General features: G+C 72.3%; 23 protein-coding genes. 12 read left to right on the top strand and 11 right to left on the bottom strand.

Going from position 1 to position 20,989, the window contains the following annotated elements:
* The first annotated feature begins 2 nt into the window (after positions 1-2).
* The 3 genes from NRK68_RS20985 (at position 3) to NRK68_RS20995 (ending at position 2,398) form a co-directional block, all read left to right on the top strand.
* The gene (locus tag NRK68_RS20985; protein WP_183066840.1) at positions 3-1,280 is read left to right on the top strand and encodes a thymidine phosphorylase; all 1,278 of its coding nucleotides are present in this window, start codon (positions 3-5) and stop codon (positions 1,278-1,280) included.
* Between the two features lie 96 nt (positions 1,281-1,376).
* Positions 1,377-1,967, top strand: a complete 591-nt coding sequence (locus tag NRK68_RS20990; protein ID WP_183066839.1) for a Uma2 family endonuclease — start codon at positions 1,377-1,379, stop codon at positions 1,965-1,967.
* 95 nt (positions 1,968-2,062) lie between these two features.
* On the top strand, positions 2,063-2,398 hold the full coding sequence (locus NRK68_RS20995; protein ID WP_308296236.1) for an STAS domain-containing protein: 336 nt from the start codon (positions 2,063-2,065) through the stop codon (positions 2,396-2,398).
* Here NRK68_RS20995 and NRK68_RS21000 read toward each other — a convergent pair.
* A complete protein-coding gene (locus NRK68_RS21000; RefSeq protein WP_183066837.1) occupies positions 2,285-3,295 on the bottom strand; it encodes a sigma-70 family RNA polymerase sigma factor in 1,011 nt (336 codons plus the stop codon). The genes NRK68_RS20995 and NRK68_RS21000 overlap by 114 nt on opposite strands.
* 213 nt (positions 3,296-3,508) lie before the next feature.
* Between NRK68_RS21000 and NRK68_RS21005 the strand changes: the two genes are divergently transcribed.
* Positions 3,509-4,885, top strand: a complete 1,377-nt coding sequence (locus NRK68_RS21005) for an MFS transporter (protein WP_257856411.1) — start codon at positions 3,509-3,511, stop codon at positions 4,883-4,885.
* A 2-nt stretch (positions 4,886-4,887) separates the two neighbouring features.
* Here NRK68_RS21005 and NRK68_RS21010 read toward each other — a convergent pair whose 3' ends face one another.
* Complete coding sequence (locus tag NRK68_RS21010; protein ID WP_183066836.1) at positions 4,888-5,601, bottom strand: L,D-transpeptidase family protein; 714 nt, start codon at positions 5,599-5,601, stop codon at positions 4,888-4,890.
* A 90-nt stretch (positions 5,602-5,691) separates the two neighbouring features.
* Complete coding sequence (locus tag NRK68_RS21015; RefSeq protein ID WP_183066835.1) at positions 5,692-6,975, bottom strand: MFS transporter; 1,284 nt, start codon at positions 6,973-6,975, stop codon at positions 5,692-5,694.
* Between the two features lie 93 nt (positions 6,976-7,068).
* Here NRK68_RS21015 and NRK68_RS21020 point away from each other — a divergent pair, with 93 nt between their 5' ends.
* On the top strand, positions 7,069-8,040 hold the full coding sequence (locus NRK68_RS21020; RefSeq protein WP_257856412.1) for a LysR family transcriptional regulator: 972 nt from the start codon (positions 7,069-7,071) through the stop codon (positions 8,038-8,040).
* 156 nt (positions 8,041-8,196) lie between these two features.
* Here NRK68_RS21020 and NRK68_RS21025 read toward each other — a convergent pair whose 3' ends face one another.
* From NRK68_RS21025 to NRK68_RS21035, 3 genes are all read right to left on the bottom strand, one after another.
* The gene (locus NRK68_RS21025) at positions 8,197-9,279 is read right to left on the bottom strand and encodes a helix-turn-helix transcriptional regulator (protein ID WP_257856413.1); all 1,083 of its coding nucleotides are present in this window, start codon (positions 9,277-9,279) and stop codon (positions 8,197-8,199) included.
* A 238-nt stretch (positions 9,280-9,517) separates the two neighbouring features.
* A complete protein-coding gene (locus tag NRK68_RS21030) occupies positions 9,518-9,886 on the bottom strand; it encodes a cupin domain-containing protein (protein ID WP_183066833.1) in 369 nt (122 codons plus the stop codon).
* A gap of 120 nt (positions 9,887-10,006) precedes the next feature.
* Positions 10,007-10,741, bottom strand: coding sequence for an alpha/beta hydrolase (locus tag NRK68_RS21035; protein ID WP_257856415.1), 735 nt, complete (start codon positions 10,739-10,741; stop codon positions 10,007-10,009).
* Positions 10,742-10,854: 113 nt separating this feature from the next.
* On the opposite strand from NRK68_RS21035, the gene NRK68_RS21040 reads away from it, so the two are divergent.
* From NRK68_RS21040 to NRK68_RS21050, 3 genes are all read left to right on the top strand, one after another.
* Positions 10,855-12,003, top strand: a complete 1,149-nt coding sequence (locus NRK68_RS21040) for an adenosine deaminase (RefSeq protein ID WP_257856416.1) — start codon at positions 10,855-10,857, stop codon at positions 12,001-12,003.
* A gap of 139 nt (positions 12,004-12,142) precedes the next feature.
* Positions 12,143-12,391 (top strand): hypothetical protein, encoded by a 249-nt coding sequence (locus NRK68_RS21045; RefSeq protein ID WP_030964396.1) that lies wholly within the window; start codon positions 12,143-12,145, stop codon positions 12,389-12,391.
* A 136-nt stretch (positions 12,392-12,527) separates the two neighbouring features.
* Positions 12,528-13,301, top strand: coding sequence for a hypothetical protein (locus NRK68_RS21050; protein WP_257856417.1), 774 nt, complete (start codon positions 12,528-12,530; stop codon positions 13,299-13,301).
* Between the two features lie 12 nt (positions 13,302-13,313).
* Here the strand turns inward: NRK68_RS21050 and NRK68_RS21055 are convergent, their stop codons facing one another.
* The 4 genes from NRK68_RS21055 to NRK68_RS21070 all read right to left on the bottom strand — a co-directional run bounded on the left by NRK68_RS21055 (position 13,314) and on the right by NRK68_RS21070 (position 16,026).
* A complete protein-coding gene (locus NRK68_RS21055; RefSeq protein ID WP_030964393.1) occupies positions 13,314-13,514 on the bottom strand; it encodes a PspC domain-containing protein in 201 nt (66 codons plus the stop codon).
* Between the two features lie 38 nt (positions 13,515-13,552).
* Positions 13,553-14,122, bottom strand: coding sequence for a VanZ family protein (locus tag NRK68_RS21060; RefSeq protein ID WP_046779425.1), 570 nt, complete (start codon positions 14,120-14,122; stop codon positions 13,553-13,555).
* 143 nt (positions 14,123-14,265) lie between these two features.
* Entirely contained in the window at positions 14,266-14,901 is a 636-nt protein-coding gene (locus NRK68_RS21065; RefSeq protein ID WP_257856418.1) for a PH domain-containing protein, read from the bottom strand.
* Between the two features lie 123 nt (positions 14,902-15,024).
* Positions 15,025-16,026 (bottom strand): hypothetical protein, encoded by a 1,002-nt coding sequence (locus NRK68_RS21070; protein WP_257856419.1) that lies wholly within the window; start codon positions 16,024-16,026, stop codon positions 15,025-15,027.
* A 252-nt stretch (positions 16,027-16,278) separates the two neighbouring features.
* Between NRK68_RS21070 and deoC the strand changes: the two genes are divergently transcribed.
* The 3 genes from deoC to NRK68_RS21085 are packed head-to-tail and all read left to right on the top strand — an operon-like array spanning position 16,279 to position 19,610.
* Positions 16,279-17,241: a deoxyribose-phosphate aldolase gene (deoC, locus tag NRK68_RS21075; RefSeq protein WP_030896165.1), complete on the top strand. Its 963-nt coding sequence runs from the start codon at positions 16,279-16,281 to the stop codon at positions 17,239-17,241.
* Between the two features lie 5 nt (positions 17,242-17,246).
* Positions 17,247-18,704 (top strand): aldehyde dehydrogenase family protein, encoded by a 1,458-nt coding sequence (locus tag NRK68_RS21080; RefSeq protein ID WP_257856420.1) that lies wholly within the window; start codon positions 17,247-17,249, stop codon positions 18,702-18,704.
* Positions 18,705-19,610 carry an aldehyde dehydrogenase family protein gene (locus NRK68_RS21085; protein WP_257856421.1) on the top strand — a complete coding sequence of 302 codons (906 nt, stop codon included), beginning with the start codon at positions 18,705-18,707 and terminating at the stop codon, positions 19,608-19,610.
* A gap of 232 nt (positions 19,611-19,842) precedes the next feature.
* On the opposite strand, the gene NRK68_RS21090 is transcribed toward NRK68_RS21085, so the two are convergent.
* On the bottom strand, positions 19,843-20,190 hold the full coding sequence (locus NRK68_RS21090; protein ID WP_030822874.1) for a hypothetical protein: 348 nt from the start codon (positions 20,188-20,190) through the stop codon (positions 19,843-19,845).
* Between the two features lie 51 nt (positions 20,191-20,241).
* On the opposite strand from NRK68_RS21090, the gene NRK68_RS21095 reads away from it, so the two are divergent.
* The gene (locus NRK68_RS21095; RefSeq protein ID WP_257856423.1) at positions 20,242-20,943 is read left to right on the top strand and encodes a uridine kinase family protein; all 702 of its coding nucleotides are present in this window, start codon (positions 20,242-20,244) and stop codon (positions 20,941-20,943) included.
* Positions 20,944-20,989 lie beyond the last annotated feature (46 nt).

The following is a 20,989-nucleotide window of genomic DNA, read 5'->3' on the forward strand; positions in this document are numbered from 1 at the left end:
TCATGGACGTCATCTCCGTCATCCGGACCAAGCGGGACCGCGGTGAGCTGAGCCCCGAGCAGATCGACTGGGTCATCGACGCCTACACCCGCGGCGTCGTGGCCGACGAGCAGATGTCCGCACTGGCCATGGCCATCCTGCTGAACGGCATGAACCGGACCGAGATCGCCCGCTGGACCGCGGCGATGATCGCCTCCGGCGAGCGCATGAACTTCGACGCCCTCTCCCGTCCGACCGCCGACAAGCACTCCACCGGCGGCGTCGGTGACAAGATCACCCTCCCGCTGGCCCCGCTCGTCGCCGCGTGCGGCGCGGCCGTTCCGCAGCTGTCGGGCCGCGGCCTCGGCCACACCGGTGGCACCCTCGACAAGCTGGAGTCCATCCCCGGCTGGCGCGCGCTGCTCTCCAACGAGGAGATGATGCACGTCCTCGACACCACCGGCGCGGTCATCTGCGCGGCCGGCGACGGGCTCGCCCCGGCCGACAAGAAGCTCTATGCGCTGCGCGACGTCACCGGCACCGTCGAGGCCATCCCGCTGATCGCCTCCTCGATCATGTCGAAGAAGATCGCCGAGGGCACGGGCTCGCTCGTCCTGGACGTGAAGGTCGGCTCCGGCGCCTTCATGAAGAACATCGAGGACGCGCGCGAGCTGGCCCGCACCATGGTCGGCCTCGGCACCGACTCGGGCGTCAAGACCGTCGCGCTCCTCACCGACATGTCCACCCCGCTCGGCCTGACCGCCGGCAACGCCCTCGAAGTCCGCGAGTCGGTCGAGGTCCTCGCGGGCGGCGGCCCCGCCGACGTCGTCGAGCTGACCATCGCGCTGGCCAAGGAGATGCTGGACGCGGCGGGCATCAAGGACGCCGACCCGGCGAAGGCCCTGGCCGACGGCTCCGCCATGGACCACTGGCGCCGGATGATCGCGGCCCAGGGCGGCGACCCGGACGCGGCCCTCCCGGTCGCCCGCGAGCAGCACGTCGTCACCGCCCCGGAGTCGGGTGTGCTGACCCGCCTGGACGCGTACGGTGTCGGCGTCGGCGCATGGCGCCTCGGCGCGGGCCGCGCCCGCAAGGAGGACCCGGTGCAGGCGGGCGCCGGCATCGAGCTGCACGCGAAGCCGGGCGACACCGTCACGGCCGGCCAGCCGCTGATGACCCTGCACACGGACACCCCGGAGAAGTTCGACTACGCCCTGGCGGCGCTGGACGGCTCCTTCGACATCGCCGCGGCGGGAACGTCCTTCTCCGCCACGCCGATCGTCCTGGACCGCATCGCCTGACCTGCGGCTTCCCTTTCGGGTGAACGGGACCGGTGGACCCCCGCCGGTCCCGTTCGGCATGCTGGGATCGGTGACGAACCGATTGAGGAGCACACCATGAGCGCACTCACCGTCCAGCAGGAGCCGCGGGGCGGCGACAGCTGGGAGGGCCTCGTCCGCCTCTGGGAGGAGACGGACTGGCCCGAGGGCTGCAGGGTGGAGATCATCGAGGGGATCATCACCGTGGCACCACCGCCCGGCAACCACCACAACTACATCGCCGTCAAGGTGCAGCGGGCTCTGACGCCCGTGCTGCCGCCGGACTGCGAGATCTACCACACCCTCAACGTGGCAGTTCCGTCCCGTAGCGGGCTGTTCATCCCGGACCTGGTAGTGGCACCCGACGAGGTGGTCCTGGAGGACGCCAAGTACGTCCCGGGGGCCGCCGCCGAACTCGTCGTCGAGATCACCTCGAAGTCGAACGCGGTCAACGACCGCGTCGCCAAGCTCCACGGTTACGCCGCCGCGGGTATCCCGCTGTATCTGCTCATCGACCCGCACGCGACGGGAGAGCCCGCGATCCACCTGTACGGCGAGCCCGCGAACGGCACATACCGCCTGCTCTGGTCGGGCAAGTTCGGCGAGACCGTCAAGCTGCCGGAGCCCTTCGGCGTGGCGATCGACACCTCCCGCTTCCCGCGCCCCTGACCTTCGAGCCGAGGCAGGGCCTCGGCCGGGCGGGGGCATCAGGCCAGTGTCCGGTCGTACCGATGAAATCCGGTGGGCGGAGGAGTCATCCCCTCGTGGAGACCACCCGACTCGTGCTGACCGGACCCGCCCCGACCGCGCGTGACGCCGCAACGCTGTGTGCGCGCCTGGCCCGCCTGTACGAGGACGGGGCCCGCGCGGTGGAGTGCGACGCGCGGGCCGTCACCGCGCCGGGCCTGGGCGCGGTGGAGGTGCTGGCCCGGCTGCGGCTGACCGCGCGGGGGCGGCCGCTGCGGGTGACCGGTGCCGCGCCCGCCCTACGCGCGCTGCTGGACCTCGTAGGACTCGTCGAGCTGCTCGGGGAGGCCGAAGAGCGGGAACCACCGGGCCGTGTCGAGGAAGGCGTTGAGGCCGACGATCCGGCCGTCTGAGACCTCCAGGACCTGCAGCGCCCACGGGGTGTGCCCGGGCAGGCCGTCCTCACGCGGCCGGTACTGCCCGAAGGCCGGCATGCCGTTCGCGGTCGTCGGGATCAGGCGGGAGCCCTTGCAGCCGATGCCCTGGCCCAGGTGCCATGCCGCGATGTCCGCCTTGCCCTGCAGCCACAGGTCGAACGGCGGCATGGACAGGACCGCGTCCTCGTGCAGGAGCGTCGTCAGGCGCGAGATGTCGTACGACTCGAAGGCGGCGAGGTACTGCTCCAGCAGCTGCGCCTGCTCGGCGTCCAGCGGGTCGGCCGACTCGCTCGGGCGCACCCGCTGTCCGGCGAGCGTGGCCCGCGCCCGCTGGAGCGCGCTGTTCACGGACGCCACCGTGGTGTCCAGCAACTGCGCGACCTCGTCCGCCTTCCAGGCCAGCACCTCGCGCAGGATGAGCACCGCGCGCTGCTTGGCCGGCAGGTGCTGGAGCGCCGCGACGAAGGCGAGCCGTACGGATTCCTTCGCGAGCGCCATCTCCGCCGGGTCCGCGGTCTGCGGCAGCACCCGGCCGTCCGGGACGGGCTCCAGCCAGGTCACCTCGGGCCGCTGGTTGAGCACGGCGGAGGACTGGTGCTGCGGGGCGGTCAGGTCCATGGGACGGGCCCGCTTGTTCCCCGCGTTCAGCAGGTCCAGGCAGACGTTGGTGGCGATCCGGTAGAGCCACGACCGCAGCGAGGACCGGCCCTCGAACTTCTCGTGGCTGCGCCAGGCGCGGATGTAGGTGTCCTGCACCGCGTCCTCGGCGTCGAAGGCGGAACCGAGCATCCGGTAGCAGTAGCCGGTGAGTTCGACCCGGTAGCGGTCCATCGCCGCGTCGAGGTCGCTGGTGGTGGTGGCGAGGTCACTCATGGCGGTCCGTCCCCCTGACGTACGTGGCTCCTTCGGAACCTACCCGAGGGCACCGACAACGGCAGCCGGAAGCGCGGAGCCGCCCGGATCCGAGATCTATCGACATCAAGTATCTTGACGTCAAGATTATTGTGGGGCAGGCTTCCCCCGGTATCTCGATATCGAGATACCGGGATACCGGGATGTCCGGACGGCGGACGGGGAGGGGCCGGGATGCGGCGCGGCGGGGAGATCCGGAAGGTACGGCGGGAAGAGCGGGAACCCGGCCTGGTGGCCCAGCTGCGGCGGCCGCCCGGCGGCCGCGACGCGCGGATCATGCTCCTCGCCCAGCTTTTGGACCGCGCCGGAACCGGCGTCTGGGCCGCGGCCTGCGTGCTCTACTTCACCTTCGTCATCGGCCTCGACGCCGGACAGGTCGGGCTGCTGCTCGGCGCGTCCGGGGTGGCGGGCATCGCCGGCTCGCCCCTGGCGGGCCACCTCGCCGACCGCTTCCCCGTACGCTCCCTGCTGATCGGCGCCCACCTGCTGCGCCTGGTCACCCTCTGCCTGCTGCTCATCGTCACCGACTTCGCGCTCCTGCTGTGCGTCGTGGCCGTGACCCACCTGGGGGACCGGGCGGCCAAGACCCTGGAGATGCTGTTCGCCACCCGGGTCGCCGGCGAGCGGCGCGTCACCTACCAGGCACTGTCGCGCAGTTCGGCGAACGCCGGCTACGCGCTCGGCGCGGGCCTCGCCGCCATCGGCCTCGCCGTCGGCACCCGCGGCGCCTACCACGTGCTCATCCTGGCCGACGCGCTGTCCTTCCTCGTGGCCGCCGCCCTGGTGTGGCGCACCCGGGAACCGCGCGGCCGTGGGCTCGTGGCCGCACCGTCAGCCGCACCCGTACCCGTACCCGACGCAGCCGCCGAGACCGCCGCCGCTGAGACCGCCGCCGCCGCCGAGGCCCCGGCCCCGGCCGCGGGACGGAGTCCCTGGCGGGACCGCGGCTACCTCCGCTTCGTCCTGCTGGACATCCCGATGAACCTCGACGACTCGATCCTGGGCATCGGCATCCCGCTCTGGCTGGTGAGCCGCACCACCGCGCCGCACGAGCTGATCCCGGCCTTCCTGGTCATCAACACCGTGCTCGTCGTCGTCCTCCAGCTGCGCGTGTCGGCCAAGGTCCGCGACGCCCGCGGGGCGACGGGAGCGGTCGCCCTCTACGGCCTGACCATGTTCCTGTGCTGCGGCCTGCTGGCCGCCGCGGCCGGCGGCGGGGCCTGGGCCGCCTCCGCCGCCCTGCTCGCCGCGGCGGTGCTGGCCACCGCGGCGGAGCTGATGCGCTCGGTGAGCTCCTGGGAGCTCGCCGTCTCCCTCGCGCCCCGGGAGGCGCGCGGCTCGTACCTCGGAGTGGCCGGCATGGCCCAGTCCGTCCAGAAGACCGCCGGACCGCTGCTGCTGACGGGCGTGGTGATGGCCGCGGGCCCGGCGGGCTGGCTGGCCCTCGGCACGGCGGTGGCGGGCCTGTCGCTCGTCCAACGCCGCGCCGGCCTGCGCCGGTTGGAAGCGCTGTCAGCCCCCTCCGCCGACCCCGCACCCGCGGCCGCCTGAGGCTACGTACCCGGCTTGCGGCCGTACACGTAGACGTCCTCGCCCTTCCCGAGCAGGTTCCAGTACGCCTTCGCGTCGGCGGGCCGCATGTTCACGCAGCCGCCCGAACCGGGCGGGTTCCACATGCTCTTGGTGGTCGAGTGGAAGGCGATGCCACGGTCGAAGAACTGGGCGTACGGCATGGACACGTTGTAGAGCGTCGACCAGTGGTCGATGCTGCGGAGGTAGATCTTCCGCGCGCCGGTCCGCGTCTCCGTGCCGTCCTTGCCGGTGCGGACGGGGACGGGGCCGTACTTCAAGGCGGAGCCGTCCTGGATCCAGCTGAGCTGCCGCGTCAGGTCCACGCAGGCGATCCGCCCCCGGTTCACCGGGCAGTCACCCGCCCTGTTCGGGGTGGTGCCCGCCGCCCGCTGGGCCAGCATCGTGCTCATCACCTGCCAGGTCAGCGGCCCGGCGTAGCCCTGGGCCGGGCTGATCCCATGGCTTCTCTGGAACGCCCGGACGGCCGTGCAGTCGGCCGCCGACTGCCTCCCGTCCACGGGCCGTCCCAGGAACTTCTCCACCTGGCGCTGGTACGGCCCGGCGGACGGGTTGCAGGAGGCGGCCTCTGCCGTACCGCCTCCCGCGGCCACCGCCAACGGCAGCGCCAGCGCCACCGCCCCGCCCCATACCGCCGCGCGCCGTCCCGCTCGTCCGCGCGCCCTCCGCGTCCCCATCCGGTCCTCCCCTGCTCACCGCACTTCGTTCTCCGTGTTGAATGCCCGGAAAACGAGCAGGGGTTGCCTTCGGCGGAAGCGAAGTTCCCGTCAGCGCGCGCCCACCGCGGAAGCCGGTATGCGCCGCTGCGCACGGGCCGCGTGCGTCCCGTACAGGGTGATCGACACGACGCCGAGCACCGCGAGCAGCGCGATGCCGACCGTGGCCGCCCAGCCGGCCTCGTGGTAGGCGAGGGCGCCGAGGGTGCCGCCCGCGCTCGATCCGAGGTAGTACGCCGACTGGTAGAGCGCGGAGGCCTGCGCACGCCCCGTCTTCGCCGTCCGGCTCACCGCGGCCGAGGCCACCGCGTGCCCGGCGAAGAAGCCCGCCGTGATCAGCACCAGCCCCAGCACCACCGTCACCAGGGAGTCCGACAGCGACAGCAGCAGTCCCAGCGCCGTGGTGGTCACGGCCAGGTACAGCGCGCCGCGCCGCCCCGTACGCGCCACCAGCTTGCCGGCGGCCGCGGAGGAGACCGTACCGACCAGGTAGATGAGGAAGATCGACCCGATCACGCCCTGGCCGAGCGAGAACGGCTCGTCCACCAGCCGGTAGCCGATCACCGTGTAGACCGCGCCGAAGACCGTCATGAACAGCGCGCCGATCCCGTACAGCCGCAGCAGCAGCGGATCGCGCAGATGACCGGCGACGGTACGGCCCACCGCGCGCGGGTTCAGCGACGCCGGGCGGAAGAACCGCGCCCGCGGCAGCATCACCAGGAAGGTCACCGCGCACACCAGCGCCATCACGGCGACGGCCGCCAGACCCGCCCGCCAGCCTCCCAGCTGCGCCGCCCAGCCGGTGACCAGGCGACCGCTCATGCCGCCGATGGAGTTGCCCGCCACGAACAGGCCGATCGCGGCCACCAGCGCCCGGGGCCGGACCTCCTCCGCCAGGTACGCCATGGCGGAGGCGGGAATGCCGGCGATCGCCGCACCCTGCACGGCGCGCAGCACCACCAGCCACTCCAGGTTCGGCGCGAAGGGGACGAGGAGCGCCACGCCGACGGCGACCGCCATCGACCAGGTCATCATCCGGGTGCGGCCGAACCGCTCGGAGAGCGCGCTGAGCGGGAGCACGAACAGCGCGAGGGCGCCGGTGGCCGCGGACACCGTCCAGCTGGCCTGACCCGCCGTCACCCCGAGGTCGTCGGAGATCGCGGGCAGCAGCGCCTGGGTGGAGTAGAGGAGGGCGAAGGTCGCCAGTCCGGCGGCGAAGAGCGCGAGGCTCATCCGGCGGTAGCCGGGGCGGCCGGGGGAGTGGGGTTCCGGTGCGGGGGACGACGCGGTGGAGGCACCCGGGATGACAGGTGCCCCGGTATGAACGGGAGGCATGCCTTCGACGGTAGGCCCGGGTTTTTCATGCGTCCAATGCACAGAATCGCCATAATCGATCCACTGGTGCATCAGTAGAGGTCAGGGGTGTGGATGTCGACGAACCGTTACGTAGAAGACATGGCGGTGACAACATCGCTGGCGCCCCGGCTGGCGTATTTCGTGGCGGTCGCCCGGCACGAGCACGTCACCCGCGCCGCCCAGGAACTGGGCGTACCGCAGTCCACCCTGTCCCGGGCCATGGTCCGCCTCGAACAGGACCTGGGTGTTTCCCTGTTCGCCCGCAAGGGCCGCACCGTCGCCCTCACCACGGCGGGCCGCACCTTCCTTGCCTCCGCCGAACAGGCCCTGGACGGCATCGCCCACGCCGCCGAGTCCGTCCAGCAGGACGCCGACCCGGCCTACGGCAAGGTCGCCTTCGGCTTCCTGCACACCCTCGGCCCCGAGACCGTACCCGGCCTCATCCGCGCCTTCCGCGCCGACCACCCGCGCGTGCGCTTCTCCCTCGTCCAGAACTACGGCGAGGCCATGCTGGAGAAGCTGCGCGCCGGCGAGCTCGACCTCTGCCTCACCTCGCCGCTGCCGGACGCCCCCGACCTCGTCGCCCGCCGCCTCGACGAACAGCGGCTGCGGCTGGTCGTCCCCGACGACCACCGCCTCGCCGGCCGCAAGCGCATCCGCCTCGCCGAGGCGGCGGAGGAAACCTTCGTCACCCTGGAGGCCGGCTACGGCCTGCGCCGCATCACCGACGACCTGTGCGCGGAAGCCGGCTTCACGCCCCGCGTCGCCTTCGAGGGCGAGGAGGCCGAGACCCTGCGCGGCCTGGTCGCTGCCGGCCTCGGCGTGGCCCTGCTGCCACCGCCGGCCGTGGCCCGCCCCGGGGTGGTCGAGCTGAACGTCACCGCCCCGCGCGCCGTCCGCGAGATCGGCGTCGCCTGGCTCGACGGCCACCCCGACACCCCGCCGGTCGCCGAGTTCAAGCGCTTCCTCCTCTCCCGCCGCGGCCGCCTCATCCCCGAACTGGAACAGCCCGCGGCGCAGGAGGGCCGCCACCCCGAAGACTGAGGGCCGTCCCCGCCTCCGGCCAGCAGAACCAACGGGGTTGCCCGGGGGCTGGGGGAATCTGTTCGGACGTGTTCGTGTGCGCCGGGTGCGGTACGGAGCTGACGGCCCCCGCCTCCCCGCCCTCCGCCGCCCGGAGCTGCGCGCCTCCTGCGACCGCTACGGCGGACCGGGGCCGTACCAGCCCGGCGGGGCGGGAGCCGGGGCGGGGTGCGGCGACAGCAGGTAGCCGGCCTGGAAGCGGGACTTGGCGCCGACCGCTCGCATGATCTCCGCGATGTGGCGCTGGCAGGTGCGCTCCGACATGCCCAGGCGGCGCGCGATCACCTTGTCCTCCAGGCCCTCCGACAGCAGCCGGACGATCGTCTGCCGCAGCTCGTCCGAGATCGACCGCGCCGCCTCCGGGCTCACCGACGTGGGGAAGGGCTCCGCCCCCAGCCACGACCGCTCGAAGGCCGAGGTCATGAAGTGCACGACGCTCGGCTCGCGCACCACCAGCGCCGCCCCGCTGCGGTCCGGCACCGACATCAGGCCCGTACGTCCGTCGAACACGAGCATCCGCATCAGCCCGTCGCCGAGCGTCCGCACCTGCGCGCCCAGCGCCGTCACCCGCTCCACGTACGCCGCCGTGGGCCGCGAGTACCGGGCGGTGTGCTGGTAGATGGTCCGCATCCGGACCCCGCGGGTCAGCAGCGACTCGTCCCGTCCGATCGACTCCTCCAGGGTCTCCGGCGGACGGCCGCCCCCCGGCTGCGAGGTCAGCAGCTCCCGCTCGCACGCCGCGGCCAGCTCCGCGATCAGCCCCCGTACGGCGCCGAGGTCCGTGACCAGCTCCAGGCGTCCCGCCCCGCTGAGGTCCCGGTGCGCGGTCCCCGCCTCGTACGCGGGCACGAGCGCCTCCAGTCGGCCCCGTAGCCGGTCCATCTCGTCGTGGGTCTCCCGTACGAGCAGGGCCAGCGGGGCCAGGGCCCGGGCCGCCGCCGCCCGCGGCGCCACCGCGCTCCACCGGTCCGGCCCGCCGCCCGGCGCCCGCTGGAGCAGGTGCGCCGCGGCCAGCTCGGTGATCGCGGCGGCCGCGCGCACGCCGAGGGCCCGCGTGGCCTCGTCGGCGTCAAAGGCGTGCCGCTCGACGGCGTACGCGTACAGGCGCCGGGCGGCGGGGGACAGCTCCCCGGACACACCGGCCGCCCGGGGCGTCGCGCCGGACGGCGTCCCGGAGGATCCGGTCTCCTCGGCTGGCATGTGCGTATTCGTCCCGGTCCGGACCGGTTCGTAAACCCCTCGTGTTCCCGCAAGGCGGCAAGACGACGCCTGAGAGGACCCATTCGGCACAGGCCGGCGAGGCACAGTGGTCACACGGCGTGAAGGGGGAACGCGGTCGCGCCGGTCCATCCGTGCCATCCGACCGAGAGGGGGCGGAACGGCGGGCACGGACGGACCGGCGCGCGTACGGGGCGCGGCGCGGCCGGCGGCGGACCCGTCAGCCGGTGGGCTTCGCGTAGTCGGCGAAACCGGTCCAGTCCAGCGCCACGCACGGCTCGTCGCCCACCACCCAGGCGTCGTGCCCGGGGTGCACCCGCATGTAGTCGCCGGGACCGAACTCGGCGCTCTCCCCGCCGTCCATGACGACCTTCATACGGCCGCTCACGACGTACCCGGTGTGGTCGGCCCGGCAGCTGTCCGTACCGGCCAGCGGCTTGATGTGCTCCGACCACTTCCAGCCCGGCTCGAAGACGGCCCGTCCCACGGCGCCGTCCCCCGTGTCCACGAGATCCAGTCGGCCCATGCCGCCGGCGAACGGCCTCGTCTCGTCCGGCTCGTCGAAGGTCCTGCGGTCGATCGCAGCCATGGCGGATCGCCTCCGGGAGTGGTGCGTACACCCCGAGTCCACTTCTCACGGTACGCCGCGGGCCCGCGGTGCGACATGCGTACGGGCGGGCCCGCGCCTCACCACCCGCCTCCGCCCGCCTCACCCCCGCAGCGACCTCCCGAACCCCGAGGCCAGCGGCATCCTCAGACCCAGCGGCGGCGGCGCGGCCAGGGCGTCCGTGACGGGGCGCGAGTACCGCCCCGAGAAGACCGCGCCCAGGACGAAGTCCACGCCCAGCGCGACCACTTCCGCCTGGTGCTCGCGCAGGTTGTGGCCGTCCGAGTGCACCTCGAACCGGCACGTCGACCGGTTCGCCTTCTTCGCCCGCTCCGCGAGCCGGAAGGAGATCTCCGGGTCGCTGCGCGCGTCGTTCGTGCCGTGCACGATCAGCACCTGCCGCCCCGAGAGCTGTTTCACCGGTTCAGGGGAGCCGGCAGGCATCCCTTCCGCCAGGCAGGGGGCCAGTGCCAGAACCGAGTTGACGGCTTCGTGGCCCGCCGCCCGCAGCGCGGCCAGGCCCCCCGCGTCGTAGCCGGCCAGGCACACCGGCACGTCCCCGTAGCGCCGCACCACCTCGTCCGCCGCCCACCGTGCCTGCTCCTCCCGCGGGGACTCCCCGCCGTGGACGACGGCGTGCGTGACCAGGCCGTCCGTACCGCCCGCACGGGCCAGCGCCCGCGCGAGCGGGCGCAGGGGACCGGGGGAGAATCTGGACGCCCCGGGAAGCAGGAGCACCACCCCGTTGACCGGGCTTCGCGTCGGATCCGAGCCGGTTCTCGCGCCGGCCGCCCGCCCCAGGCGGGCCCCGCGCGCCGGCGGCGCATGCTGTGCCATGGCGGAACAGTCTCAGACCTTCGGGTGTACGCCATCCGTCCGCGCGGTCTCTGTTACATATCGACGCCCGCAGGGGACACTCCGCTCTACGCGCGTAGGAGTAGAGTGCGCAGATGACGAGCGAGACCCCCAACCTGCCGACCCCGGATCAGATCCGTCGTTCTCCCAAGGTGCTCCTGCACGATCACCTCGACGGTGGACTGCGTCCCGGGACCATCATCGAGCTGGCCCGCGAGGTCGGCTACGAGAACCTCCCCGAGACCGACGCCGACAAGCTCGGCATCTGGTTCCGCGAGGCCGCCGACTCCGGCTCCCTGCCGCGTTACCTGGAGACCTTCGCGCACACCTGCGCGGTCATGCAGACGAAGGCGGCCCTCTACCGCGTCGCCGCCGAGTGCGCCGAGGACCTGGCCGAGGACGGCGTCGTCTACGCCGAGATCCGCTACGCCCCCGAGCAGCACCTGGAAGCCGGCCTGACCCTCGAAGAGGTGGTCGAGGCCGTGAACGACGGCTTCCGCGAGGGCGAGCGCCGCGCCAAGGCCAACGGCCACCGCATCCGCGTCGGCGCCCTGCTGACGGCGATGCGCCACGCGGCCCGCGCGCTGGAGATCGCGGAGCTGGCCAACCGCTACCGCGACAACGGCGTCGTCGGCTTCGACATCGCCGGCGCCGAGGCCGGGTTCCCTCCCACCCGCCACCTCGACGCCTTCGAGTACCTCAAGCGCGAGAACAACCACTTCACGATCCACGCGGGCGAGGCCTTCGGCCTGCCGTCGATCTGGCAGGCACTGCAGTGGTGCGGCGCCGACCGCCTCGGCCACGGTGTGAAGATCATCGACGACATCGAGGTCGCCGAGGACGGCTCGGTCAAGCTCGGCCGCCTGGCCAGCTACGTCCGGGACAAGCGCATCCCCCTGGAGATGTGCCCGACCTCGAACCTGCAGACGGCCGCGGCCGCCTCGTACGCAGAGCACCCCATCGGTCTGCTGCGCAAGCTGCACTTCAGGCTCACGGTCAACACCGACAACCGCCTGATGAGCGGCACCAGCATGAGCCGCGAGTTCGAGCACCTCGTGGACACCTTCGGCTACACGCTGGACGACATGCAGTGGTTCACCGTCAATGCGATGAAGTCCGCGTTCATTCCTTTCGATGAACGACTGGCCATGATCAACGAGGTCATCAAGCCCGGCTATGCGGAGCTGAAGTCGGAGTGGCTGTTCCGTCAGACCGCCTCCATCAGCGGTTCTGTCTCGGCATAGGCCATGGCATGACGTACTGAAAGCGCCCGGGAGAGGCAATTTCCGGGCGCTTTCTCATATCAGCGGATGTTTGCGGGCGGGGGTTTGAAGTGACTAGTTTGCGGAGCCGCTCAATTCCCCGTCGCAAGGAATACCTTTCATGAAGCAGTCAGCTGCCAAGTTCCTCGGTGCCGCCGCCGTCGGTGCCGCCCTCGCCGCCGTCGCCGCCGGTACCGCCTCCGCCGCCGTTCCCGCCATCGGCATCACCGACGCGCTGGGCACCGCCACCGGCGCGCTCGAGGGCGTCACCAGCCAGCAGCAGATGAAGGCCGAAGAGGGGCAGCCGAGCGACCCCACCGCCGCGGTCACCGGCCTGCTGGGTCCGGTCACCGGCGCCCTCAACGGCTGACATCGAACCGAAACGGCGAACGCGCGCACGGCGGTCGCACGCTCCTTCGACGAGGTGTGTGTGCCGCCGTGCGGTGTGCCACGATCACCACCAACTGCCCGCCGACGCACGGGGTATGAGGTTCTCGGTCATGCGCATGAAGGCACGAGTCAAGGCACGGGCGACGTTGGTCGCGCTGGTCCCCGCCCTGCTGTTCGCCGCAGTGGGGTGCAGCAGCACGCAGGCCCCCGCGACGGGCAGGTCCCCCGACCCCAAGGGGTCCGAGGCAGGCACCGGCGGCGCGCCCGGCGCCCCCGCCGCGTCCCCGGCCCCGGGCGGATCGGCCCCGCCGAAGACCGGCGGCACCAAGCTGGAGCGGTCCGCGCTCGCCCAGGGCGACCTGCCCGGCTACCAGATCTCCGCCCAGGGCAAGAACCCCAACGCCCCGGACGGGCAGCCGCAGGCCGACAAGAAGGCCTGCCAGCCGCTCGCCGACATCATGGGAGACAAGCCGGACCCCGCCGCGCGCGAGACCGTCAACCGGGGCATCGGATCCCAGAAGCAGGCGGGTCTCGCGGTCTCCGCCTCCGTCAGCTCCTACTCCGAGAGCGACGCCAAGGCGCTGATGGCCCGGCTCAAGGCGGCCGTCGCCGCGTGCGGTACGGGCTTCTCCGCCACGGTCGACAAGCAGACCGGCAGCTACCGCGAGGTCCGCGCCACCGACTACCGCACGGCCGGTGACGAGAGCGTCAGCTGGACCACGACCGCGGCCGCCCAGGGCGTCTCGGCGCAGGTCCACCTCGTCGTCGTACGCGAGGGCGACACCGTCGTACGGCTGATGGCCCTCAACGTGGCGGGCGGTCAGCAGAAGGTCCAGGTGCCGCAGGAAGTGACCGACAAGCAGCTGGAGAAGGTCGGAAAGGCCGGCTGAGCGGCGGCGCCACTACCAGGCGGCCGAGGTGGACTTCTCGTTCGGCAGCAGCACCCACAGCGCGATGTAGATCAGGAACTGCGGGCCGGGCAGCAGGCACGACACCGCGAAGATGGCGCGCATCGTGTTCGCGGACATTCCGAAACGCCGTGCGAGTCCGGCGCAGACTCCGCCGATCCAACGGCCGTCACGGGGGCGGACCAGGGCGCTCATGAGGTTCTCCTTCGTCGGGACCGCTTTCTTGCGATGCCTCAATACTCCCGCTGGACCGCGGACAGAACGTCGGTCCACGGGCCGAGCCCGACCCTGGAAATCCTCGGGGTGTCCCCCTGATAAACGGCCTGTGAGCGGCGCATCCGCGCCCGCAGAGCCGGTACGACGGCAGCGTGCGCCAGCAGCACGCCGAGGGTGTTGAGCAGCACCGAGTCCACGTCGACGACCCGGCCCGGGACCCCGCTCTGGAGCATCTCGATGCTCATCGAGACCAGCGCGCCCGCGGCGGTGGTCCGCGCCAGCGAGGACCACTGGGCCAGCCGCGACAGCCGGAGCCGCCCGCTGACCAGCGGTACCAGCACTCCGAGCGGGGCCAGCAGCGCGAGCCCCTCCCCGATCCGCCGGGTGGCCTCCAGCGGCCCCAGGGCGAGGTCGGCCCTGATCCCCTCCAGCGGGGACAGATTGCCGGCGGCGGCCCAGGGGACGTCGAGGGGGCGCAGGGTCAGCCAGCCGACGGCCAGGAGATGGGCGGCGAGCAGGACCCCGGCCAGGAGTCGCAGACGGAGGGGGATCGCGGTGGCGCCGGCGGGACTGCCGTCGGCCTCAATACGCTGCACACCTGCGAGGACGCACCACGTGGTGGCCCCGGTTCCGCCCGGCGGGTGTGGCGGCGGGCACGGACCGGCCCGGTGGTCGGTCCCCGGCAGCCTGCCGTCGGCCACGAACAGCCTGCCGTCGGCCGTCGGCCGGGTCAGCGGACGGCGAGCAGGACGATCAGCAGCAGCGCGCCGGCCACGGCGGGCGCGATGATCTCGTACGACCACTGCACGCGCACACCGCCCTGGGCGCCGGCCCGCTCCGCCCCGCGCTCGGCCAGCCGCTGGAGCTCGTCGACGATCCGGTCCGCACTGGCCCGCATCGGCTCGGCCGGGACCCGGACCTTCTCGCCGGGGGACCGCTGCTCCCGGTCGCGGAGCCCCTCGTGGCGCAGGCGCTGGCGGTTGGCCTTCTTCCGCTCGCGCAGCGACACGGGCACGGACCACAGCTGGTACTTGGATCCCTCGGCCAGCACCTCCGCCGAGTACCCGGCGCGCACGGCGTCCACGGCGGCCCACGGCAACTCGATGATCCGGAACGGGTTGCGCACGCGCATCCGGTCGTCGTTGGCGAAGACGGCCGGGCGGATCGTGAACGCCACGATCAGCGGTACCGCGCACAGCGCCACCGCCAGCGCGATCCACGGGGTGTTCCCGGAGCCGCGCAGGACGGCGTCCCCGCAGAGCCACGCGGTCAGCGCGAGCAGCAGCACCCCCGAGACGACGCCCATGGTGGAGCGGTAGACCCGGTCTTCGTAGACCGGTTCATCGGTCGGCTGCTGGCTGCTCATGGGGTCGATTCTGCCCCACGGTCCCGCGTGGGCCTATCAGCCCAGCACGGCGGGACGCGTGCGCGGCGGGCCACCGTGAAGGTGGCCCGCCGGAGGGAGGGACGGAGCGGTACGAGGGGTGCGTCAGCGCCGGGTGCGGGCGCGGCGGCGGGCGACGAAGGCCGCGCCGAGGCCGGCGCCGATGGCGGCGAGGCCGGCGCCGGCGTAGGCGGTCGTGGAGTCGTCGGTGTCCTCGGCGGCGATCTCGGCCCCGGCGCCGACACCGCCCGCGGGCACGACGGACGTCTGGCCGACGGTCCGGGCCGTCGGGGCGTCGGCGGCGGCGGCGGAGGAGGAGGCCGTGGCGGACGGCTTCGCGGTCGGCGTGGCCTCCGGTTTCGCGGCGGGGGCTTCGCCCTGGAACGCGTAGGTGAACGCGCAGCCCGCGGGGAGCTCCGGGAAGAGCGCGGTCCCGAAGGGGTCCGCCTGCCCGGGCGTCTCGTACTCGAACGACGGCCGGGCCGCGCCCGGGTTCACGATGCGGGCGACGGTCCGGTCGCCCTTCGCCAGGGCCGGGCCGGTGCGCGTCAGCCTGTTGTAGGGCTGCTTGGTGACCCCGTCCACCAGCTGCACCTGCGGCCCGTCGGGCGTCGTCGCCAGGTCGGCGACCAGCGTCCCGTGCAGAGCGAGCCGCTTCGTCGCGGAGACGCACTCGGCGCCGTGGGTCCGGCCCGCCTCGGACAGCGGCATCGGGAAGGACGTGGCGACGCCTGCCTTCGTGACCGTGAGAAGGGGCGCGGCGGAGTTCGGCCGGGTGATCTCCAGCCGCAGGCCGTTCGCGGAGTCGACGGGGTTCATCCGGTCCAGCACGGTCAGCACGCGGTACATGTAGTTGTCGCCCGGCTTCCAGTCCGGCCCGACGGCGCGGATCCAGGCCTCCGGTCCCTCCGCCTCGTGGCGCACCACCGCCACCAGGCCCTCCCCGATGTGCACCGGGGTGCCGGAGAACCGGTCGGCGGGGGACCCCTGGGCGACGGCCGCAGCCTGCCCGGCGGTGGTGGCGGCGTACGCGGTGCCCGCGGCGGGGGCGAGGAGCGCACCGGCGAGGACTGCGGTGGCGAGGCAGGTACGGAGGGCGGTTCGCACAACGACTCCTGGAAGCGGGGTTCGGGACGTGGAGGAGAGCCGCATGCCGCGCTTTCTCTGTCCGGTTTTCGTCCGGTGAGCTTCTGACGGGCTGCTGGGCAGCAATGTATTGATCTTGTGCGTGCGGTTGATCGCTCTCCTGTCATGGGCCGGTAACGGAGAGCGGAGGTGTCAATTCCGTAGCGGATCGGCCGGAATCGGGTGAGGGGGGTGACAGGTCGCTACGCGCGTAGATATGCTCATCTGGTGACCATGCCCACCACCCTCACCGCATTCGCTGACGTGACGACGTCCGACAGTGCGCTGCGCCGCTTCCTGCACGGGCTGCCCGGCGTCGACGCTGTCGGCCTGGAGGCCCGCGCGGCCTCCCTCGGCACCCGTTCGATCAAGACGACGGCCAAGGCGTACGCCATCGACCTGGCCATCTCGATGATCGACCTGACGACGCTGGAAGGCGCGGACACCCCGGGCAAGGTCCGGGCGCTCTCCGCCAAGGCCGTCAACCCCGATCCGACCGACCGTACGACCCCCATGACGGCCGCCGTCTGCGTCTACCCCGACATGGTGGCCACCGCCAAGGCCGCGCTGAACGGCGCCGACGTCAAGGTCGCCTCCGTCGCCACCGCCTTCCCGGCCGGCCGCGCCGCACTGCCCGTCAAGCTCGCGGACACCCGTGACGCCGTCGCCGCCGGCGCCGACGAGATCGACATGGTCATCGACCGTGGCGCCTTCCTCGCGGGCCGCTACCTGGAGACGTACGAGCTGATCAAGGCCGTCAAGGAGGCATGCGTCCGCCCCGACGGCAGCGCCGCCCGCCTGAAGGTCATCTTCGAGACCGGTGAGCTGTCCACGTACGACAACATCCGCCGCGCCTCCTGGATCGGCATGCTCGCCGGCGCCGACTTCATCAAGACGTCGACCGGCAAGGTGGGCGTCAACGCCACCCCCGCCAACACCCTGCTCATGCTCGAAGCCGTCCGCGACTTCAAGGCGCAGACTGGAATCCAGATCGGCGTGAAGCCGGCCGGCGGCATCCGCACCACCAAGGACGCGATCAAGTTCCTGGTCCTGGTCAACGAGACCGTGGGCGAGGACTGGCTGAGCAACACCTGGTTCCGCTTCGGCGCCTCCAGCCTGCTCAACGACCTGCTGATGCAGCGCCAGAAGCTGAGCACCGGCCGTTACTCCGGTCCCGACTACGTGACGGTGGACTGATCACCATGGCATCCCTCTTCGAGTACGCACCGGCTCCCGAGTCCCGCTCGGTCGTCGACATCGCCCCCTCCTACGGGCTCTTCATCGACGGCGAGTTCACCGACGCCGCCGACGGCAAGGTCTTCAAGACCGTCTCGCCCAGCAGCGAGGAAGTCCTCTCCGAGGTCGCCCAGGCCGGCGCCGCCGACGTGGACCGCGCCGTCAAGGCCGCCCGCAAGGCCTTCGAGAAGTGGTCCGCGCTGCCCGGCTCCGAGCGCGCCAAGTACCTCTTCCGCATCGCCCGGATCATCCAGGAGCGCAGCCGCGAGCTCGCCGTCCTGGAAACCCTGGACAACGGCAAGCCGATCAAGGAGACCCGCGACGCGGACCTCCCCCTCGTCGCCGCGCACTTCTTCTACTACGCCGGCTGGGCCGACAAGCTCGACCACGCCGGCTACGGACCGAACCCGCGCCCGCTCGGCGTCGCCGGCCAGGTCATCCCGTGGAACTTCCCGCTGCTGATGCTCGCGTGGAAGATCGCCCCGGCGCTCGCCACCGGCAACACGGTCGTCCTCAAGCCCGCCGAGACCACCCCGCTCTCCGCGCTCTTCTTCGCCGACATCTGCCGCCAGGCGGGCCTGCCCAAGGGCGTCGTCAACATCCTCACCGGATACGGCGACGCGGGCGCGGCCCTCGTCGAGCACCCCGACGTCAACAAGGTCGCCTTCACCGGCTCGACCGCCGTCGGCAAGGCCATCGCCCGCTCGATCGCCGGCACCGACAAGAAGGTCACCCTGGAACTGGGCGGCAAGGGCGCCAACATCGTCTTCGACGACGCCCCCATCGACCAGGCCGTCGAAGGCATCGTCAACGGCATCTTCTTCAACCAGGGCCAGGTCTGCTGCGCGGGCTCCCGCCTCCTCGTCCAGGAGTCGATCCACGACGAGCTGCTGGACTCCCTCAAGCGCCGCCTGTCCACCCTGCGCCTCGGCGACCCGCTCGACAAGAACACCGACATCGGCGCGATCAACTCCGCCGAGCAGCTCGCCCGGATCACCGCGCTCGCGGACACCGGCGAGGCCGAGGGCGCCGAGCGCTGGTCCCCGGCCTGCGAGCTGCCCTCCGCCGGCTACTGGTTCGCCCCGACGCTCTTCAGCAACGTGACCCAGGCGCACACCGTCGCCCGCGACGAGATCTTCGGCCCGGTGCTGTCCGTGCTGACCTTCCGCACGCCCGACGAGGCCGTCGCCAAGGCCAACAACAGCCAGTACGGCCTGTCCGCCGGCATCTGGACGGAGAAGGGCTCGCGCATCCTCGCGGTCGCGAACCAGCTCCGCGCCGGAGTGGTGTGGGCCAACACGTTCAACAAGTTCGACCCGACCTCGCCCTTCGGCGGCTACAAGGAGTCGGGCTTCGGCCGCGAGGGCGGTCGCCACGGCCTGGAGGGCTACCTCGCCCCGTCGCACCCGAAGGGTGAGCGCTAAATGGGAACCGTTGAGTCTTCTGTGACCCGCTTGAACGTCTTCAAGACCTACAAGCTGTACGTCGGGGGCAAGTTCCCCCGCTCCGAGAGCGGCCGGGTGTACGAGGTGACGGACTCCAAGGGCAAGTGGCTGGCCAACGCCCCGCTGTCGTCCCGCAAGGACGCGCGTGACGCGGTCGTCGCCGCACGCAAGGCCTTCGGCGGCTGGGCGGGCGCGACCGCCTACAACCGCGGGCAGATCCTCTACCGCATCGCCGAGATGCTCGAGGGCCGCCGCGAGCAGTTCGTCCGCGAGGTCGGCGAGGCCGAAGGCCTGTCCAAGTCGAAGGCGGCCGTCGTCGTCGACGCGGCCATCGACCGCTGGGTCTGGTACGCGGGCTGGACCGACAAGATCGGCCAGATCGTGGGCGGGGCCAACCCCGTCGCCGGCCCGTTCTTCAACCTCTCCACCCCCGAGCCCACCGGCGTCGTCACCGTGATCGCCCCGCAGGACTCGTCCTTCCTGGGCCTGGTCTCCGTGATCGCCCCGGTGATCGCCACCGGCAACACGGTCGTCGTCATCGCCTCGGAGAAGGCGCCGCTCCCCGCCCTTTCCCTGGGCGAGGTGCTCGCCACCTCCGACCTGCCCGGCGGCGTCGTCAACATCCTGTCCGGCAAGGCCGGCGAGATGGGCCCGCACCTGGCGTCCCACCAGGACGTCAACGCGATCGACCTGGCCGGGGCCGATGCGGCACTCGCCAAGGAGCTGGAGATCGCGGCCGCCGACAACCTCAAGCGCGTCCTGCGTCCACAGCCTGTGGACGACTGGAACGCGGACCCGGGCACGACGCGCATGACGGCGTTCCTGGAAACCAAGACCGTCTGGCACCCCACCGGGTCGCTGGGCGCGGGCGGTTCGTCCTACTGAGCCCTGCCCCCACAAGACCGGCCCCGGCAGCGTCCCCCGCGCTGCCGGGGCTGCTTGTTTTGGGGGCTCGGTTCGCCTCCGGCGGCGCTTTTGCCGGCTCCAGGCGGGCGTACGTCCTCGAAACCGCTCGTTCCTCACGGTTCCTCCGGGCGCTCGCCCGCCTTCGCCGACGCGCCGCCTTCGGCTCACTCGCCGGGAGGCAGGGGGCAGGGAGGCCGGCGGGGCGGAGGGGTCAGCGGGGGGCCAGGGGGCCCAGGAGGGACGAGACCGCCGCCGTGGGGAGTTCGCCGACCGACGGGCCCTGGGTGAGGATCCCCGTGACCGCCGTCGTGCCCACCGCCGGGAAGTCCGCCACCTTCGTGGCGACCCCGTTGTCCAGCGGATCCACGCCGGTGTGGGCCAGCGGGTTCACCTTGAGGTTCGCGATCGGGTCCGTGACCCCCGCCAGGGCCGCCGGAACGTCCAGTTCACCGGCCTGCGCACCCCCCGCCGCCATCGCCAGCGCGGCGCCGGCCATCGAGAGGGTCAGACCCGCGCTGCGGAGCCGGTTCGGTGCCGAAGGGGCTGCGTGACGTGCCATGAGGATCCCGCCTGTGGTCGTAGTCGCGTGCGCACGCAGCGTAGTCGAGGTGTGTTCCTGGACACCAACCGGTCACCGGGAGGATCCCCTACCCGGGGGAATGGTTCAGACTGGTGTCCCGTGAGCTCTTCCTCCCCCTCGCCGACCCGAGTCGTCCTCCTGACCGGTCCGTCCGGCTCCGGAAAATCCTCGCTGGCCGCCCGCTCAGGGCTGCCCGTGCTGCGCCTCGACGACTTCTACAAGGAAGCCGACGACCCCACCCTCCCGCTCGTGGACGGCAGCTCCGACATCGACTGGGACTCCCCGCTCTCCTGGGACGCCGACACCGCCGTCGCCGCGATCGCCGAGCTGTGCGCCTCGGGACGTACGGACGTGCCGGTGTACGACATCTCCACCAGCTCCCGCACCGGCTGGGACACCCTCGACATCGCCCGCACCCCGCTGTTCATCGCGGAGGGCATCTTCGCCGCGGACGTCGCCGCCCGCTGCCGGGAACTCGGCCTCCTCGCCGACGCCATCTGCCTGCGCGGCCGCCCCTCGACGACCTTCCGCCGCCGGCTCGCCCGCGACCTGCGCGAGGGCCGCAAGTCCGTGCCGTTCCTGCTCCGCCGGGGCCTGCGCCTGATGCGTGCGGAGCGGGGCATCGTGGCCCGCCACGTCGCCCTCGGCGCGCACGCCTGCGCCCGCGACGAAGCCCTCGGCCGCCTGGCCGCCGCCGCTGCGGGCCGCCACCGCACGACGACCCCGGCCTGAGCCGCACCCGGCAACCCCGTCGACCGCCGACGCCGCGCATGCGAAA

The organism is Streptomyces yangpuensis, assembly GCF_024666385.1.
In the GTDB taxonomy this organism is placed as follows: domain Bacteria; phylum Actinomycetota; class Actinomycetes; order Streptomycetales; family Streptomycetaceae; genus Streptomyces; species Streptomyces yangpuensis.